The organism is Blastopirellula marina, from assembly GCF_002967765.1.
Lineage (GTDB): Bacteria > Planctomycetota > Planctomycetia > Pirellulales > Pirellulaceae > Bremerella > Bremerella marina_A.
In genome coordinates this window covers 455,817-473,182 of sequence record NZ_PUHY01000015.1, presented here as the reverse complement: position 1 = coordinate 473,182, position 17,366 = coordinate 455,817, and the positions used below count along the sequence as shown (strand labels likewise).

General features: G+C 53.6%; 15 protein-coding genes. 13 read left to right on the top strand and 2 right to left on the bottom strand.

Annotated elements, in window-relative coordinates:
- Nucleotides 1-63: 63 nt before the first annotated feature.
- From secG to C5Y83_RS26445, 7 genes are all read left to right on the top strand, one after another.
- On the top strand, nucleotides 64-570 hold the full coding sequence (gene secG, locus C5Y83_RS26475; protein ID WP_105332801.1) for a preprotein translocase subunit SecG: 507 nt from the start codon (nucleotides 64-66) through the stop codon (nucleotides 568-570).
- Between the two features lie 118 nt (nucleotides 571-688).
- Nucleotides 689-1,573 (top strand): YicC/YloC family endoribonuclease, encoded by an 885-nt coding sequence (locus C5Y83_RS26470; RefSeq protein ID WP_233207366.1) that lies wholly within the window; start codon nucleotides 689-691, stop codon nucleotides 1,571-1,573.
- A 36-nt stretch (nucleotides 1,574-1,609) separates the two neighbouring features.
- Complete coding sequence (gene gmk, locus C5Y83_RS26465; RefSeq protein WP_105332800.1) at nucleotides 1,610-2,212, top strand: guanylate kinase; 603 nt, start codon at nucleotides 1,610-1,612, stop codon at nucleotides 2,210-2,212.
- Nucleotides 2,197-2,463, top strand: a complete 267-nt coding sequence (locus C5Y83_RS26460; RefSeq protein ID WP_105332799.1) for a DNA-directed RNA polymerase subunit omega — start codon at nucleotides 2,197-2,199, stop codon at nucleotides 2,461-2,463. Before gmk ends, C5Y83_RS26460 begins: the two co-directional genes overlap by 16 nt.
- Complete coding sequence (locus C5Y83_RS26455) at nucleotides 2,460-3,002, top strand: flavoprotein (protein WP_105332798.1); 543 nt, start codon at nucleotides 2,460-2,462, stop codon at nucleotides 3,000-3,002. The genes C5Y83_RS26460 and C5Y83_RS26455 overlap by 4 nt, the downstream gene beginning before the upstream one ends.
- 452 nt (nucleotides 3,003-3,454) lie before the next feature.
- A complete protein-coding gene (locus C5Y83_RS26450; protein ID WP_105332797.1) occupies nucleotides 3,455-4,969 on the top strand; it encodes an ATPase domain-containing protein in 1,515 nt (504 codons plus the stop codon).
- Nucleotides 4,962-6,944 carry a PAS domain-containing hybrid sensor histidine kinase/response regulator gene (locus tag C5Y83_RS26445; protein ID WP_158262532.1) on the top strand — a complete coding sequence of 661 codons (1,983 nt, stop codon included), beginning with the start codon at nucleotides 4,962-4,964 and terminating at the stop codon, nucleotides 6,942-6,944. The genes C5Y83_RS26450 and C5Y83_RS26445 overlap by 8 nt, the downstream gene beginning before the upstream one ends.
- A gap of 98 nt (nucleotides 6,945-7,042) precedes the next feature.
- Here C5Y83_RS26445 and C5Y83_RS26440 read toward each other — a convergent pair whose 3' ends face one another.
- Nucleotides 7,043-7,231, bottom strand: a complete 189-nt coding sequence (locus tag C5Y83_RS26440; RefSeq protein ID WP_105332795.1) for a DUF6800 family protein — start codon at nucleotides 7,229-7,231, stop codon at nucleotides 7,043-7,045.
- Between the two features lie 309 nt (nucleotides 7,232-7,540).
- On the opposite strand from C5Y83_RS26440, the gene C5Y83_RS26435 reads away from it, so the two are divergent.
- Together C5Y83_RS26435 and C5Y83_RS26430 are read left to right on the top strand one after the other, a co-directional pair.
- Nucleotides 7,541-8,272 carry a platelet-activating factor acetylhydrolase IB subunit gene (locus C5Y83_RS26435; RefSeq protein ID WP_105332794.1) on the top strand — a complete coding sequence of 244 codons (732 nt, stop codon included), beginning with the start codon at nucleotides 7,541-7,543 and terminating at the stop codon, nucleotides 8,270-8,272.
- Nucleotides 8,273-8,425: 153 nt separating this feature from the next.
- Nucleotides 8,426-10,405, top strand: coding sequence for an alpha/beta hydrolase family protein (locus C5Y83_RS26430; RefSeq protein WP_158262531.1), 1,980 nt, complete (start codon nucleotides 8,426-8,428; stop codon nucleotides 10,403-10,405).
- Nucleotides 10,406-10,424: 19 nt separating this feature from the next.
- On the opposite strand, the gene C5Y83_RS26425 is transcribed toward C5Y83_RS26430, so the two are convergent.
- The gene (locus C5Y83_RS26425) at nucleotides 10,425-11,984 is read right to left on the bottom strand and encodes a bifunctional GNAT family N-acetyltransferase/carbon-nitrogen hydrolase family protein (RefSeq protein ID WP_105332792.1); all 1,560 of its coding nucleotides are present in this window, start codon (nucleotides 11,982-11,984) and stop codon (nucleotides 10,425-10,427) included.
- A 142-nt stretch (nucleotides 11,985-12,126) separates the two neighbouring features.
- Between C5Y83_RS26425 and C5Y83_RS26420 the strand changes: the two genes are divergently transcribed.
- From C5Y83_RS26420 to groL (C5Y83_RS26405), 4 genes are all read left to right on the top strand, one after another.
- Complete coding sequence (locus C5Y83_RS26420; RefSeq protein WP_105332791.1) at nucleotides 12,127-13,194, top strand: M42 family metallopeptidase; 1,068 nt, start codon at nucleotides 12,127-12,129, stop codon at nucleotides 13,192-13,194.
- 402 nt (nucleotides 13,195-13,596) lie between these two features.
- A complete protein-coding gene (gene groL, locus C5Y83_RS26415; RefSeq protein ID WP_233207385.1) occupies nucleotides 13,597-15,285 on the top strand; it encodes a chaperonin GroEL in 1,689 nt (562 codons plus the stop codon).
- Nucleotides 15,286-15,371: 86 nt separating this feature from the next.
- Nucleotides 15,372-15,677: a co-chaperone GroES gene (gene groES, locus C5Y83_RS26410; RefSeq protein ID WP_105332789.1), complete on the top strand. Its 306-nt coding sequence runs from the start codon at nucleotides 15,372-15,374 to the stop codon at nucleotides 15,675-15,677.
- A gap of 67 nt (nucleotides 15,678-15,744) precedes the next feature.
- On the top strand, nucleotides 15,745-17,361 hold the full coding sequence (groL, locus tag C5Y83_RS26405; protein ID WP_105332788.1) for a chaperonin GroEL: 1,617 nt from the start codon (nucleotides 15,745-15,747) through the stop codon (nucleotides 17,359-17,361).
- Nucleotides 17,362-17,366 lie beyond the last annotated feature (5 nt).

The following is a 17,366-nucleotide window of genomic DNA, read 5'->3' as shown; positions in this document are numbered from 1 at the left end:
AGTTACCACTTAGGTGATCCCGTTTTTGCATCCAAACAAGGACGTTTTCAGAAGTAGCGAAACATGACCAGTTCCATCCTTTTCGCCGCGTCATCCGCATTGCAGTACCTCTTCGGACCGCTGATCTTGCTGACGTCCGTGTTCCTGATTCTCGTTGTCTTGGTACAACGCGGTCGTGGTGGCGGTTTGACTGGTGCCCTGGGTGGCGCTGGCGGTCAGAGCGCATTTGGTGCCAAGGCTGGCGACGTTTTCACAAAGATCACCGTCGTGGTCGCAGCTTTCTGGATCCTGCTCTGCATTCTGGCCACGATGAGCCTGCAAGATCAAGGTTCGCAGAAGCTAACCGGTAGCGGTAGCAACATCCCTGCTGCCCCCACTGGCGATGCCGCTTCGGGAACCTCTTCGCTTAATGCCCCGGCAACCGAAGAAGGCGCCAAACCAGCTGCCGAAACGCCTGCCACCGAAGAGAAGCCGGCAGCCGACTTGGAACCTGCTGGCGACGCTGCCCCGGCCAAGATGGAAGCAGAAGTCACCGAGTTTCCAGCTACGGATGAAAAGCCCAAAGACTAGGCCCCAAGATCTTGGCCTGTCCTCAATTGCGACTTCCACAGTAATCGATCCTGGAAGTCGTGTAGCGTTTTGAATCCACACCCACTGACAGCATCGCACAAACGCGGAGAAACAATCCATGCTGTTGAGCATGACCGGCTATGGCGATGCCCATCTGCACGCGGACGGCGTTTCGGTTTCGGTCGAAATTCGTTCCGTCAACAATCGCTACTTTAAGCTCACGGTACGGGGCAACGAGCTGTTTAGCGGAATCGAATCGCAGATCGAGGCCCTCACCCGGAAGCACATCAATCGCGGCACGATTACGATCAACCTCCGGGTGAAAGCGGACGCCACGGCCGACAAGTATCGTATCGATACCAACGTCTTGCAAAGCTACGTCCAGCAAATCCATCAACTGGGTAGCCAAATTGGAATTTCCGAAACGCCTCATTGGGATTCGGTTCTCCAGTTACCAGGCGTCGTCCAAGAAAACACTGACAACGATGACGAACAGTTCAATGCTTGGCCGGTCATTGAGAAGACGCTGAAGACAGCCCTCGAAAAGTTTGACACGATGCGTCAGCACGAAGGCGAAACCACCACGGTCGACCTTCGTGAAAACCTGGCCACGATTGCTCAGTACCTAGAGCAAGTCGAAGCGAAGTCACCCAATGTCATTGCCGGCTATCGCGATCGCATGACCGAGCGGGTTAACAAAGTGCTGGAAGAATTCGACGTTACGGTCGATCCTTCGACGCTGCTCCGCGAAGTCGCCATCTTCACCGACCGAGTGAACATCTCGGAAGAGGTTGTGCGACTTAAGAGCCACCTGCAACAATTTGAAACGTTCCTAACACAAAAGGAATCAACCGGGCGAAAGCTCGACTTCCTCACGCAGGAACTGTTTCGCGAAACGAACACCATCGGATCGAAAGCGAATGACGCCGAGATCGCCAAATCAGTCGTTGAGATGAAAACAGCGATCGAAAAGATCCGCGAACAAGTCCAGAACATCGAATAAACAACTCGACGCAAGGTCCTTTCCCAACCGGCCAGCATGAGCAATGAAGCCCCGGGCATTTTGGTGATCCTTTCCGGCCCTTCGGGTGTCGGTAAGACAACCATCGTGCGCAAGCTTTTAGCCTTGGGAGTGCCTCCGATCGAACTGAGTATTTCCGCAACCACGCGAGCACCGCGAAACGGCGAGGAAAACGGCATCGACTACCACTTCCTCACCAAGGAAGAGTTTGAGCGCCGCCAAGCCGCTGGCGAGTTCCTCGAGTTCGTCGAGGTTTTCCGTACTGGTCATTACTACGGAACACTTCGTAGCGAAGTCGAGGCCCGTTTGACGAAGGGAATCTCGGTTTTGCTCGAGATCGACGTCGAGGGGGCAGCCAAAGTTGCCCAGCAATATCCAGAAGCAGTCACCATATTCCTTAGTCCCGAGTCGGCCGAAGAACTAGAACGCCGCTTGCGTGACCGAGGCACCGAAACGGAAGAAGCCATCCAGCGACGACTGGACACGGCGAAGAACGAGATGGAAGCGGCCTCGTGGTATTCGTACCGCGTGATCAACATGGCCGATGCCGCCGACAATACCGTCACCCAGCTTGCGGACATTATCCGTCAGGAAAAGGAAAAGCGATGCTCGAAGAATTGAAAGAAGAATTCATCATCAAGAAGGTTGGTGGTCGCTTTAAGTTGTCGACCCTGATCCAGAAGCGTCTGGTCGCCCTTAACGCCGGCAGTCGTCCGCTGGTGGAAATGCAATCGGACAACAAAATGGAGATCGTCTTGGAAGAGATCAAGCAAGACAAAATCTTCCTCGATACCTCCAACGAACTGCGTACTGCTGCGGACGGCGACGTGATGATCAAGTCGTTCGATGCGATCATGAGCGACGAACTGTGAGCGAACGGAAGGTCATCATCGGCGTCACCGGTGGCATTGCTGCCTACAAGACGCCTGCCTTGGTCAGCCAACTGGTCAAGGCAGACGTGGACGTCACAGTGGTGATGACCGCCGCTTCCCATCATTTTGTCGGTGCGGCCACGCTGACCGCACTTTCCGGGAAGCGAGTTCACACTGAGTTGTTTGACGAATCGATGCCGCTGGGCGCGCACATTGAAATCGCGCGCCGGGCAAACCTTCTCTGCATCGTCCCTGCCTCGGCCGACTTTATGGCCAAAGCCGCCCTCGGCCAAGCGGACGATCTACTTAGTACGCTCTATCTGGCATTCACCGGGGATGTTTTCATGTGCCCGGCGATGAACAAGGAGATGTGGGCACATCCCGCTGTGCAGCGCAATGTAAAAACGCTGGTCGAAGACGGGGTCTCTATGATCGGTCCCGATTCCGGTTGGCAAAGCTGCCGCGTTGAAGGGACTGGGCGAATGACCGAGCCTGAAGAAATTTTCACTCAGATCGAATGCCACTTGGGTAAAGCCTGAGAATCGAGATTTGGATTCCTTCAAATCCAACACTTACGCCCTAGCGCCACTAATTATCTCCCGCTTAAGAGCCCCCTTTCTTTCGGATCAGTGATCGTCGCGAAACCTCCAATTGCGGCGTGATTAGCCATTTCCGCTCTACAGCTGCCGTACAATGAACATCCTTGCCCATTCGGCTCTTAACCTAAAAGGATGCACATTTCCCTTCTCCAATTTGGAACATCCCCGTAACGGCGAAAACCCCTGAATTCCTAGGGCGGAAGCTGACTTGGAACGTCTGCGTCCTCTTGGAAAAACAATTGGAAATATTCAACAATTTGCATGGGCAAAATTCCGTAGCAAGCGAGCTATCTAGCAATTTTCCCTTCTGTTTGGCATTCTGATTGCTTGATCCATAGCACAGCATCCTCTAACGGGATGCTTACACTCAACAACTGCTGCGGAGAAGGACAGTGCCGACTCGAGAAACCGACATAAGCACCGGCAACCCAGCACTCGATGACATTCTTGGAGGTGGTCTCACTTGTAATCGGATCTACCTTCTCGATGGCCATCCAGGCACGGGTAAGACGACCGTTGGAATCCAATTCTTGTTAGACGGAATCGCCAGGGGCGAACGTGGACTATACGTTTCGCTATCCGAGACCAAGAACGAACTTCATGCGATTGCCCATTCGCATGGCTGGACGCTTGATGGTATTAATATTTACGAACTGATCGACGCGAGCGATTCGCTCAACGCCGAATCTCAGTACACGATGTTTCATCCGTCTGAAGTTGAACTTGGTGAAACGACAAAACGAATGCTGCAAGAGGTGGAACGACTGAATCCGCAGCGGGTTGTGATCGACTCTTTGTCGGAACTTCGACTGCTCGCGCAAAATCCACTTCGCTATCGGCGGCAGATCCTGGCACTGAAGCAGTTCTTCGTGGGAAGAGACTGTACGGCGATCTTTCTCGATGACAAAACATCGTCTGACACTGATCTGCAATTGCAAAGCATCGCACATGGTGTGATTAGCTTAGATCGTGTTCCAACTGATTTCGGTGACGAGCGACGTCGCTTGCGAATCATCAAGTATCGAGGACGCGAGTTCGTCGGAGGTTGGCATGATTTCCATATCGAGCGAGGCGGCGTTAAGATTTTTCCCCGTATCGCGACCGCAAACGACGAAATGAACGGGCGGAAACAACCAACGCTCCTCAAAAGCGGCAACGAATCAATCGACAAGTTGTTGGGCGATGGCATCGCTCCTGGTACGAGTACGCTAATGCTTGGCCCAACGGGCGTCGGCAAATCGACTTGCTCGACCTTATTCGCGGCGACTGCGTGCGCTCGGGGTGAACGAGCCGTGATCTTCACGTTCGACGAAACCAAGTCCACGCTCATTGCACGCTCAACAAATCTCGGCATGGACCTGGTTCAACTCGAGGAATCGGGCAAACTTGAGATCATCCAAGTAAACCCTGGAGATATTACCCCAGGCCAGTTTGCCCACATGGTTCGCCAATCGATCCTTCCAAATCAGGAAGGCATTCCTGCTTCGATCGTGATCATCGATAGCCTGAACGGCTATCTCAGTTCGATGCCAGAGGAACGCTTCCTTCAAATCCAGATGCACGAGCTTCTGAACTATCTGGCAAATTGTGGCGTGGCAACTTTCCTAATCGTTGCCCAACACGGAATGCTTGGTCCAACGAATCAAACTCCGATCGATGCAAGCTACCTTTCCGACAATGTCGTTCTATTTCGTTATTTCGAGGCCGCAGGTGAAATCCGACAAGCGGTCTCAGTGGTTAAAAAGCGAGATGGCCGGCACGAACGAAGCATTCGCGAATTCCGGATGACGAATGGGGAAATTATCGTAGGTGAGCCGTTGTATGACTTCCATGGTGTCCTCGTGGGTACTCCCACATACACGGGTAAGCCAGGCGATCTGCTCAAGAATCGGGGTAAGGATGTCTAACCCCAAACGGGCAGAGGGACCACTGAGAGTCCTTATGCTTCCCCCGACAATTCGAGACGGTGAAATCGCTGTTAGTGTTCTCGAGAATCACGACATCCAAGCTGTGGTCTGCCGAGATATCGATCACATTTGCCGCGAGTTGGAATTAGGTGCCGGCGCCGCCTTAGTTGCGGAAGAATTTTTAAACACCAGCAATCGTCACTTATTGATCGAATTGCTAGTCGATCAACCGGCATGGTCTGACTTGCCTTTGATCGTGCTATGTTTGCCGAATGATGTTGGCACTGCGAATCTTCACTCGTGGCAACAGATGGCCAACGTGACGCTCATTCCGCGTCCTTTTCAAATCGATCAATTTGTCGCGGTCATCCAAGCTGGTCTAAGAGATCGCAATCGCCAATATATGGTGAAGAACCTGCTTGATTCAATCGATCAACGAGGACGCGAATTTCGGCAGCTCGCTGATGCCATGCCGCAGCTGGTGTTCATCGCGGATACTCAAGGCCAACTAGATTACATCAATCAACGAGCAGTGAGCTATTTGGGAGCGGAATCAACGGAGTGTAAAACTCTTACTACTTGCTTTCGCGTCAAATCAGAAGATATTTCCAGGGTGGAGAGAGAATGGAAAAAGGCGATTCTCTTACGGAAACCATTTCACTGCGAGTTTCGTTCCCGCCGCGCTGCAACAAACAAGTTTCGGTGGCAACTAGCACGTGCAGAACCCATTTTGAAGTCAAACGGCGAAGTTCGTCAGTGGTACGGAACGTGTACCGACATCCATGACCGCAAACAGGCGGAACATCAACTCGCCGATGCCTTGAAGCAGTCTTCCGCTGCAAATATCGCTAAGAGCGAGTTTCTGGCAAACATGAGTCATGAAATCCGTACCCCGATGACATCGATCCTGGGCTATTCGGAACTTCTCGCTCAGCAGGAAACAGATCACGAGAGACGTAACTTCCTGAATATCATTCACCAGAACGGAAACTTCCTGCTTGAGATCATCAACGACATTCTCGACCTATCTAAGATTGAAGCGGGAAAACTAGCGATCTCTTCGGAAGAAGTAAACGTACGACGATTCTTGAGCGATATCGAGTCTTTGTTGAAAGTCCGAGCCGCCGACAAGAAAATCGAATTTCGAATCACTGCGGGAGACGCAGTTCCGGACGTTATTCAAACCGACCCGACGCGACTTCGGCAAATTCTCGTCAATCTGATTGGTAACGCGATTAAATTCACCGAAGTTGGTTACGTCGAACTGTCAGTGAGCCACGATGCCACTGGGTTGCGATTCATTGTCCGAGACACGGGAATTGGAATTTCTGACGAACAGCTTCCGAAATTATTTCAACCGTTCCAGCAAGGCGACAATTCGGTGACACGTCAATTTGGCGGAACAGGACTCGGCCTCGCAATCAGCCATCGCTTGGCCACCATTCTTGGCGGTTCGATTCGTGTTCAAAGTCAACTCGGACGGGGAAGCGTCTTTACACTCGAACTAGGGCCGGAATGCTCTACTGCGGCAACGCCCAATACATCAACGGAAACTAAGTCACTCCCCCACAACGATCGTCCCGATTTGACGGAGTATCGCATCTTAGTGGTCGACGACCGACGTGACGTCCGGTTTCTATCTGGGCGAATCTTGAATAATGCAGGAGCGACCGTCGAATTCGCGAAGGATGGCGGGGAAGCTGTCTCGATGATCGAGACGATGCAGGTAGAAAAACGGCTACCGAACCTGGTACTGATGGATATGCAAATGCCCGTCTTAGACGGCTATCGGGCGACCGAACAACTTCGCTCGATGGGCTTTCGTGGACCAATCATCGCTTTGACCGCCGATGCAATGCACGGCGACATGACACGCTGCCTCGAATGTGGATGCGATGCTTACCTCACCAAGCCGATCGATACCACCGAAATGCTGCGAGTCGTGTCGAATCAGATTCAATCTCATTCGCATTGACCAAGCTACAGCTATACCAGCAGCCCAACCGCGCAACAAAAAAGCGAAGCCTGTAACAGCTTCGCTTTTGCTTTATCAACCACGGGTTGCCGAGTCGCTTACGACTCCAGGCCCCAACGCTGGATCAGTTCTTCCGCAGCCGGGGTCAGCTTGCGGAGCTTGCCGGCGATGCGTCGCTTTTCGTCGTTCGACGGGTTCTTGGCGATGATGGCCTTGAACTTGGCATAAACCTTCTTGCGATGACGTCGACGCTTCAACTCCTGATGGCGCTCGCTAATAACCGGCACGCGACAGTTCCTTTTATGGGATACAACGGTGAAAGGGAAATCGATGCTACCAGAGCATCGGATTGATAGTTCTGGAAACCCCACAGTGTAGGGAATCGCCCCGTTTTCGTCAATTGGGCAGGCGATTTCCAGGCGGAATCGCAGTAAACAGCCGATAACGCCACCCCTTACATGGGGATTATTGATGCTGACTGGTCATATTTTCGGTAATTGACTCTCGTTAACTGGCGGCCCAAACTAGATTTAGATCGCCTGATCGAATCCACCTACCGACTTTTCCCTTTGATTTCACACCTGAGGAGATACCGCATGCGCAGTTTTGCCTGCCTTCTGGCAGCTTTCATGTTGGCTGCCCCCGCTTGGGCTCAAGACGCCGCCAAGACCGAAACAATTGAAGCGTTGAATCCTGTTTCTCGCCCGAATGATTGGTGGACTCAACGCCACCAAGAGAAACTGGAAGCAATTAAGAAAGCCGATAAGATCGATGTCGTCTTCATCGGAGACTCGATTACTCACGGCTGGGAACGATCAGGTCAAAAAACCTGGAACGAAACGTTTGCTTCGCTTCATCCGCTGAACATTGGCTACGGTGGCGACCGAACCGAACATGTTCTGTGGCGGTTTGAAAACGGCGAACTCGATGGCTATAGCCCAAAGGTGGCCGTCATCATGATCGGCACCAACAATACCGGTCATCGGAAGGAAAAGTCGGAAGACACTGCGGCCGGTGTGAAGGCGATTGTTGAGAAACTGCACGAGAAGCATCCGGAAACCAAAGTCCTTTTGCTGGCCATTTTTCCACGTGGCGCGACCACCGACGATCCATTGCGTAAACTGAACGACGGTGCCAACGCGATCATCGAAGAGGAAATGAAGGACAAAGACTACGTCACGTTCCTTAACATCAACGATGTTTTCCTGACGGATGACGGTACACTGCCAAAGAAAATCATGCCTGATCTGCTGCACCCAAAAGAGGAAGGCTACAAGTTGTGGGCCGACGCGATCTCGGGCAAGCTCAATGAGATGCTGGGCAAATAGCCCGAAAATGTCACGAGACATCACCAAAGGCTGAAGTGGCGCACGCTGCTTTGGCCTTTTTTCGTTTTGCGGCACAATTTCCTTTTGACGAAGCCTAAAAAACGGGGCATGATGAACGTCCCACCTGAACCACTTCGGCCGAAGGAAATCACCATGCGACTGATCGCTGCAGCCACTGCATTACTTCTTTTTGCCACCTCGTCCCTCGCCCAGGACACAAAGCTAGGGGACGCCCAAGTTCAGAAGTATCTCGCGGCAGAAACGGCCCGCGTCACGAACGATCCCCTCAAAGCGATCCAATCGCTCGACCAATGGGAATCGAAACGAAGTGAATACCGCCGCCAAGTCCAGGAGATGTTGGGGCTCGATCCGCTGCCCGAGCGAGGTGATCTTCATCCAGCAATCACTGGTGAGTTGGAACGGGACGGAATCGTCGTGGAAAACCTTCACTTTCAGTCGAGTCCCCATCTGTACGTTACGGCAAATCTCTATCGTCCAGCCAAGGTCGACGGCAAGCTGCCTGCGATCCTTTACGTGTGCGGCCACGGCAAGGTTAAGATCGACGGCGTCAGTTATGGCAACAAGGCCCACTATCAACACCATGGCGCATGGTTTGCCCGTAACGGTTTTGTCTGCCTGATCATTGATTCTTTAGAGCTTGGTGAGATCGAAGGGACGCACAAAGGACTCTATCGTGATCAAAGCCGCTGGTGGACCAACCGTGGCTATACATCCGCCGGGGTCGAAGCCTGGAACTGCATTCGTGCCTTGGACTACCTTCAATCGCGTGATGAAGTCGATGGGGACCGCATCGGAGTCACCGGTCGAAGTGGCGGGGGGGCTTACAGTTGGTGGGTCGCTGCATTGGACGACCGAATCCAAGCGGCCGTTCCCGTGGCCGGGATCACCGATCTGGAAAACCATGTCGTCGACGGCTGTGTCGAAGGCCATTGCGATTGCATGTACTGGGTGAACACGTATCAGCATGATTACACCTTGCTGCCAGCGCTGGTGGCCCCTCGGCCACTGATGATCGCCAACTCCGATAGTGACGGAATTTTTCCGCTGGATGGCGTCAATCGTTGCTTCTTTGCGGCCCGAGACATCTACGAGCTTTATGGCAAGACGTCGAGTCTTGGCCTCACGATTACTCCAGGCCCGCACAAAGACACCCAACAGCTTCGTGTCCCAACATTCCATTGGTTGCGGGAACATCTCCAAGGCGAATCGCCATTGATTACAGACGTCGCCGAGGCGCAGTTCACTCCCCAAGAACTACAAGTCTTTGCCAAACTTCCTGCGGATGAAATCAACACCAAGATTGATGAAACCTTCGTTCCGGTCGCTGCTCCAGCTTCGGTGCCTCAATCTTCCCCACAGTGGGAACAAATGTGTACCAACTGGAAGGAATTGTTAGCCACCAAGTCATTCGCCGCTTGGCCGCAGAGTCCTGTTCCGCTCGACTTGAAACTTGTCGGCGAATCACGCAAAGGCGACTGGGAAGTCGATCAGTACGAGTTCAACTCGCAGCGGCACGTGGCACTTCCACTGTTTGTCTTTCAGTCGCAGTCCCCTGGCAAACAAACGCCAACTAAGCTCAGGATTGTCGACGAGCAAGAGTGGCAAGCGTTCGCAAAGTTCCTTGAAGATCCATCCAACAACGGGTGCCCGCTCGGTAAGCCAACAGAAAACGAAGCGGTCGCCGTTCTTCCGGTTCGGGGAATTGGTCCAACTCAGTGGAATCAAGATCCACGAAAAGACACCCACGTTCGTCGTCGGTTCTTACTACTTGGTCAGTCGGTCGACGGGATGCGGGTCTGGGACATTCGCCGCGGGGCGGAGGCAGCTGCCCAGGTAGGACTCCAGCCAGCGAAGACCATCGACCTACAAGCAAAGGGAACGATGGCAGGCCTGGTGGTCTACGCAGCGATCTTCGAACCCAAGATCGGTGCGTTGGAACTGGCCGACATGCCCGAAAACCATCGCAATGGGCCCTACTTCTTCAATGTAAGCCGTTTTATTTCCATGCCAGAAGCTTTGGCGATCGCTGGTTTCAACCGGGAGGTCAATCTGACTGGTGAATCGCACGTCGATCAGTATCGCCAAAAGGTCTTAGCGGCGATCAAAAAGTAAGCAGCCTGCTTTGCCTGCGTTAAACGTGCTTCGCTTCGCCATCTTCCTGGTAGCGAACTTGATACAAATCCTTGCGGCGGTCGTTCCAATTCTGCACCGATCCCTCCAAGCGGTGCCGCCGCAGAAGCTCCAGGTCGACGTCGTGAATGACAATTGTCTCAACGTTTGGATTGCATTCCGCGGCCACCCCATCGCGGGCAAACTCAGCATCACAAGGCGTATAGATGCCTGACTGGGCGTAGTGAATGTCGGCATTCTCCACGAATGGGAGATTACCCGTGCAGCCAGAGGTTGCAACGTAAACCTGGTTCTCAACACAACGAGCCTGGGCACAAGTCTTTACCCGCAAGTAGCCGTGGCGTGTATCGGTGTTATAGGGCACGAAGATCATCTCGGCTCCTTTATTGGCCGCGATGCGAGTCAGTTCGGGGAACTCGATGTCGTAACAAATCTGAATGGCAACCCGACCACAGTCGGTATCGAAGACTTCGACTTTGTGTCCCGGTTCGATCCCCCACCATTTCCGTTCACTTGGCGTGATGTGAATCTTGTACTGTTTGCCAATCGAACCATCACGTCCAAACAGGTAAGCAATGTTGTACAGCGTGTCGTTCTCTAGGACGAAGTGACTTCCGCCGATCACGTTCACGTTGAATTTAATCGCTCGCTCGGAGAAGAACTCGAGATAGTCTGTCGTGAACTCCGCCAACCGACGTGCCGCCAATCCAGGGCGGGTCGGCTCGACGCATGACAGTAACTGCGTCGTAAACAGTTCGGGGAAGAGAATGAAGTCGGACTTATAATCAGAGGCAACGTCCAGAAAGAAATCACACTGTTGGGCGAATTCGTCGAAGGAACGAATTGATCGCATTTCGTACTGAACCGTTGTGATCCGGATCGGTTCGACCAAGTGATGAAATCGCCGCTTGGCACCAGATCGGTAATCGAGATTCCGCCACTCTAGGAACGTCGCATAGCCGCAAGATGCTTGGTCACTGGGGAGATAGTTCGAGATCAATCCTTGCAGGGCAAAACCGTTGGACGTTTGGGCGGTCAGCACAGGATCGTACTCTGCCTTAGCGACAACGCGTTCCACGTACTCACGTGCTGACATTTTTTCAGCGAACTTGTGATAACCAGGGATGCGTCCTCCGATGATCATCCGAGCGAGATTCATTTCACGGCAAAGTTCTTTGCGAGCATCGTACAATCGTCGGGCCAACTTCAAGCCGCGGAACTCGGGATGAACCATCAGCTCGATCCCATAGAGCGTATCCCCCTTCGGATTGTGGTTGCGGATATAACCGTTATCGGAGATCGCTTTCCAGTTGTGCCAGGCCAGGTTGGGCTCATATTGCAGGATCATACTGCCCGACGAGGCCGCAATCTGACCATCGATTTCAATGACCAATTGCCCTTTCGGAAAGACCTGAATCTGACTTTCGATATGGTCGCGACGCCACGGCTCCATTCCGGGGAAGCAAGCCAACTGCATTTCGACCAGGGCCTCGTAGTCTTCGATCCGCATCTGCCGCAGAACGGTTTTCCACTCGTATTCCTTCAGGTCGATCGGTTCCATCAAACGTGCCTATCTCTTAGACTGCCTAAATGTGTGCTGACGCGCAGGGCATTATCTGCGCCGCATCGGGTTTCGGCAATGACAATCTGATTGCCGACGGATTTGAATTCACTTTACCGCATTGCCAGGAGCTTTCTTCAGCATGGAGTCCGAGCCGCTACAGTTTCTAGAGCGAATGTTGACCACCCCAAGCCCTTCTGGCTACGAAGCCCCCGTTCAAGCCGTGGTACGGGAATATGCGGACAAGTTCGCGGACAAAGTCGATACCGACTACCACGGCAATGTGATCGCTTCGGTGAATTCCGGTGGAAATGTTCGTGTAATGATGGCCGGGCACTGCGATCAGATTGGACTGCTGGTAACGCAGATCGACGAAATGGGGTTCATTCGCTGCCAAACGATTGGGGGCTGGGATCCTGTGCAGCTCGTTGGTCAGAAGATGACGATCTGGACTGACGAAGGGGAAGTCCCAGCGGTAATCTCTCGAAAACCAATTCACTTATTAACCGACTCCGAGCGCAAAGCGGCAATCCAGCTGAAAGACTTGTGGCTCGATATCGGGGCAAAAGATCAGGTTCAAGCCAAGTCATTGGTCAAGATTGGCGATCCAGTCACGCTGCAACTTGGCATGCAGAAGATGCAGAACGAACTTGTGTTCGGCCCCAAAATGGATGACACCACGGGTTTGTGGGTCGTGATCGAAGCAGCACGACGCTACAAACAATACAAAGAGAAGAACTGCGCTGCATTCGCGGTTTCGACCGTCCAAGAAGAAATCGGCCTTCGGGGTGCCAAGACAAGTGCGTATGGAATCGATCCGCACATCGGGATTGCGGTCGATGTTACCCATGCCACCGATTGCCCCACCATCGATCGGGGCGAACGAGGTGAAGTTTACTTGGGACGTGGTCCGGTCATCTATCGTGGACCGAACATGAACCCCAAAGTTGTCAGCCGCCTGATGGAAGTCGCTGAGGCCAACGACATCCCCTACCAGATTGCTGCACTAGGGAAAGCGGCCCCGAACGATTCGAACGCGATTCAGACTACCCGCGGTGGTGTGGCCGCTGGCCTGGTCGCGATACCGAATCGTTATATGCACAGTGCCGTCGAAACGATCTCGCTGGAAGATATCGACCACGCGTCCACCCTTTTGGCGAAGTTTCTCCACAGCATTCAGGATGACGACGACTTCCGCCCTGGCATGTAGTTCCATCGAGAACTCTGAATTGGCAGCCAAGCTTCCGGAGGTGACCAGCGAGACACGTGTTGGCACCTCCTGCCAATTTGGCAACACGATCTCTTCGGCATGTTTTCTATTAACATGCAATAAACGCAAGCTCTTTGACTACATGACCTTGCGTCACACAAGACACTTCTCGGCACGGCAGTTGCATATCTTGGCATATCTCAGAGAGAATCTGCCAAAATCTGCACCCAGGGTGCATTCGGCGATCGCTCTCGATGCACAACGAAACAACGGTTACTCACCAAGTTATGGAATAAACCGGTCGCCGAGCTTGCCCTGCTGAGGGGACTTCCCTCCTCAGGAGCCCGACCGAGTCAAACCAGTTCATCCCACTAGAGGAGGATTCCAGACGTGGCAAAACAGATGGTCTTTGGAGATGACGCACGCGGGCCGCTATTGGCCGGTGTAACGAAGCTGGCACGTGCTGTGAAGAGCACGTTGGGGCCTCGTGGTCGCAATGCCGTTCTGGACAAAGGTTGGGGCTCGCCCAAGATCACGAAGGACGGCGTAACGGTTGCCGAAGACATCGAACTGGATGATGTCTACGAAAACCTGGCCTGCCAGTTGGTCAAGGAAGCCGCCAGCAAAACGAACGACGTCGCTGGCGATGGTACCACCACCGCTACCGTGTTAGCTGAAGGCATTTTTCGTGAAGGTCTTAAGATGCTGGCCGCTGGTGCGGACGGCATGGCCTTGCAGCGTGGCATTCTGAAGGCCGCCGACGCCGTTGGTGCCGCCGTTCAGAAGTCGGCGACCAAGATCGACGAAAAGAGCAAGAAGCAAATCGAACAAATCGCTTCGATCGCTGGTAACAATGATTCGACCATCGGCAAGGTTCTCGCCGAAGCTTTCCTGAAGGTCGGTAAAGACGGTGTTATCACCGTTGAAGAAGGCCGTGGAAGCGAAACGACCGTCGACTTTGTCGAAGGTATGCAGTTCGATCGCGGTTTCCTCTCCCCACACTTCGTCACCGACGAAGATAGCCAAACCGTCGAACTCGACGACTGCTATATCTTGCTGTTCGAGGAAAAGATCTCGTCCGCTAAGAAGCTGGTCCCGCTGCTCGAAGCCATCAGTAAAGCCAACAAGCCACTGCTGATCATTGCTGAAGACGTCGACGGTGAAGCTCTCGCAACGCTGGTCGTCAACAAGATGCGTGGCATCTTGAATGTCGCTGCCGTCAAGGCACCTGGCTACGGCGATCGCCGTAAGGCCATGCTCGGTGACATCGCAACGTTGACCGGCGGTACCGCCATCTTCAAGGACCTCGGTATCGATCTGGAGAGCGTAAAGACCTCGAACCTGGGTCGTGCTAAGAAGGTCAAACTGACCGCCAGCGACACCGTGATGGTCGGTGGTGCCGGCAAGAAGGCTGACATCGAAGGTCGGGCTGCTCAGATCCGTAACGAAATCGAAGCAACCGACAGCGAATACGATCGCGAAAAGCTGCAGGAACGTTTGGCCAAACTGGCCGGTGGCGTCGCTCAGATTAACTGCGGTGCGGTTACCGAAACCGAAATGAAGGAACGTAAGGACCTGTTGGTCGACGCCAAGAGCGCTACCCAGGCCGCCCTGCAAGAAGGTATCGTTCCCGGCGGTGGTATTGCTCTCCTGCGAGCCGAAAAGGCATTGAAGAAGCTGGACGTTGAAGGGGACGAAAAGCACGGTGCCGAGATTGTCGCCAAGGTGCTCGAATATCCACTTCGCACGATTGCTGAAAACGCTGGCCTCGATGGCGGTGTGGTCGTTAATCGAGTTCGCCAGCAGAAGAAGGCCACCGAAGGCTTCAACGCCGATACCGGCAACTACGAAGACCTGGTCGATGCTGGTGTGATCGATCCGGCCAAGGTGGTTCGTACGGCTCTGCAAAACGCTGCGAGTGTGGCTGCTCTGTTGCTGACAACCGATTCGCTGGTCACCGACATTCCTTCGGAAGATGAAGGCGGCGATCACCACGACCACCATGACCATGGCGGCATGGGTGGAATGGGCGGCATGGGCATGGGAGGAATGGGTGGCATGGGCGGCATGGGAATGCCTGGCATGATGTAATTCAGGCCCTCGCCCGATCTCTTTCTCTCAAAACAAAGTTACAAATACTCAACATACCCCTGAATAAGTTTTAAGGATAAGCACCCATGGCGAAGAGTCTGAAGATTCGCACTTTGGATGACCGCATCGTTGTTCAGCCGCTGGAAGCGGAAGAAACCACCGCTGGTGGTATCGTTCTGCCTGACTCGGCTCAGGAAAAGCCACAACGTGGTACCGTCCTGGCCGTCGGCCCTGGCAAGCTGTTGGATAGCGGCAGCCGTGCAGAATTGTCGGTTGCTATTGGCGACGAAGTCATCTACGGCAAGTACAGCGGCAGCGATATCGAAATCGATGGAGACGAGTACAAGATCCTTCGCGAGACCGAAATCCTGGCCAAGGTTGTCAACGACTAACCTTCTCCGTTCAGATTTCGTCTTGTCCTAAACCGCATTCAGTTTTTATCACATAAGGATTCTTAGCGTGGCAAAACAACTGCTTTTCGAGGATCATGCCCGATCCAAGATGCTCAAGGGCATCGACAAGCTGGCCGACGCTGTCGCCGTCACGATGGGCCCAACCGGCCGGAACGTGATCATCAACAAGTCGTTCGGCGGCCCGACCGTTACCAAAGACGGTGTGACCGTAGCCAAGGAAATCGAACTGGAAGACCGGTTCGAAAACATGGGCGCCAAGTTGGTCAACGAAGTCGCCAGCAAGACTTCGGACGTCGCTGGTGACGGTACGACTACCGCCACCGTCTTGGCCCGAGCTATTTTCAAGGAAGGCATCCGCAACATCGTTGCTGGTAGCAATCCAACCGCGATTCGTCGTGGTATTGAAAAGGCCGTCGCTGCAGCTGAAGACTTCCTGCTGAATCTGGCCAAGCCAGTCAACAGCAAGGATGACGTGGCCAACATCGGTAGCATCAGTGCGAACAACGACCGAGCAATCGGCGAACTGTTGGCCGAAGCACTACATCGTGTTGGTCAAGATGGCGTGATCACTGTCGAAGAAGGCAAGAGCCGTGAAACGACCGTCGATTATGTCGAAGGGATGCAGTTCGATAAGGGTTATATCTCCCCTTACTTCATCAACCGTCCAGCCGAAATGGACGTGGAGATGGAAGACGCCTACATCCTGTACCACGAAAAGAAGATCAGTAATCTGCGTGAGCTGATTCCACTTCTCGAACAGGTCGGCAACACCGGCAAGCCGCTGTTGATCGTCGCTGAAGACATCGAAGGGGAAGCACTGACCGCCCTCGTCGTCAACCGTCTGCGTGGTGTGCTGAACATCGCTGCCGTCAAGGCTCCAGGCTTCGGCGATCGCCGCAAGGCAATGCTCGCCGACATGGCCGTTCTGACCGGTGGAACCGTGATTAGCGAAGATCTGGGCATCACGCTCGACAAGGTCCAACTAAGCCAGCTAGGTTCGGCTAAGAAGATCAACATCACCAAGGACAAGACGACTATCGTCGAAGGTGGTGGAGATAAGAAAGCCCTTGAAAGCCGAATTGCTCAGCTGAAGCGGCAGATCGAAGAGACCGACAGCGAATACGATCGCGAAAAGTACCAGGAACGTCTGGCAAAGCTTTCCGGTGGTGTTGCCGTAATCTCGGTCGGTGCCGAAACCGAAGCTGAAATGAAGCAGACCAAGGCCCGTGTTGAAGACGCCCTGCATGCAACTCGTGCTGCGGTCGAAGAAGGCGTTCTCCCAGGGGGTGGTGTTGCTTTGGTCCGTGCGATCGAAGCGGTCGAGAAGGCTCGTTCTTCTGCCCGTGGCGACGAAAAGATCGGCGTCGACATCATCCTCAAGGCTTTGCCTGCTCCAATGCGTCAGATCGCAGACAACTGCGGCATCGACGGCAACGTGGTTGTCGACGAAGTCCAGCAGAAGTCGACGAATTTTGGCTACGACGCTTACAAAGGCGAGTACGTCGACATGGTCAAAGCTGGCGTCATCGATCCTGCCAAGGTTGTGCGGACCGCGCTGAGCAACGCAGCCAGCATCGCTGGTTTGCTGTTGACCACGGAAGCGTTGGTTACCAACCTCGAAAAGGAAGACGGCAAGCGTGCCCCTGAGGGCGTCGTTCGCTAAACCGG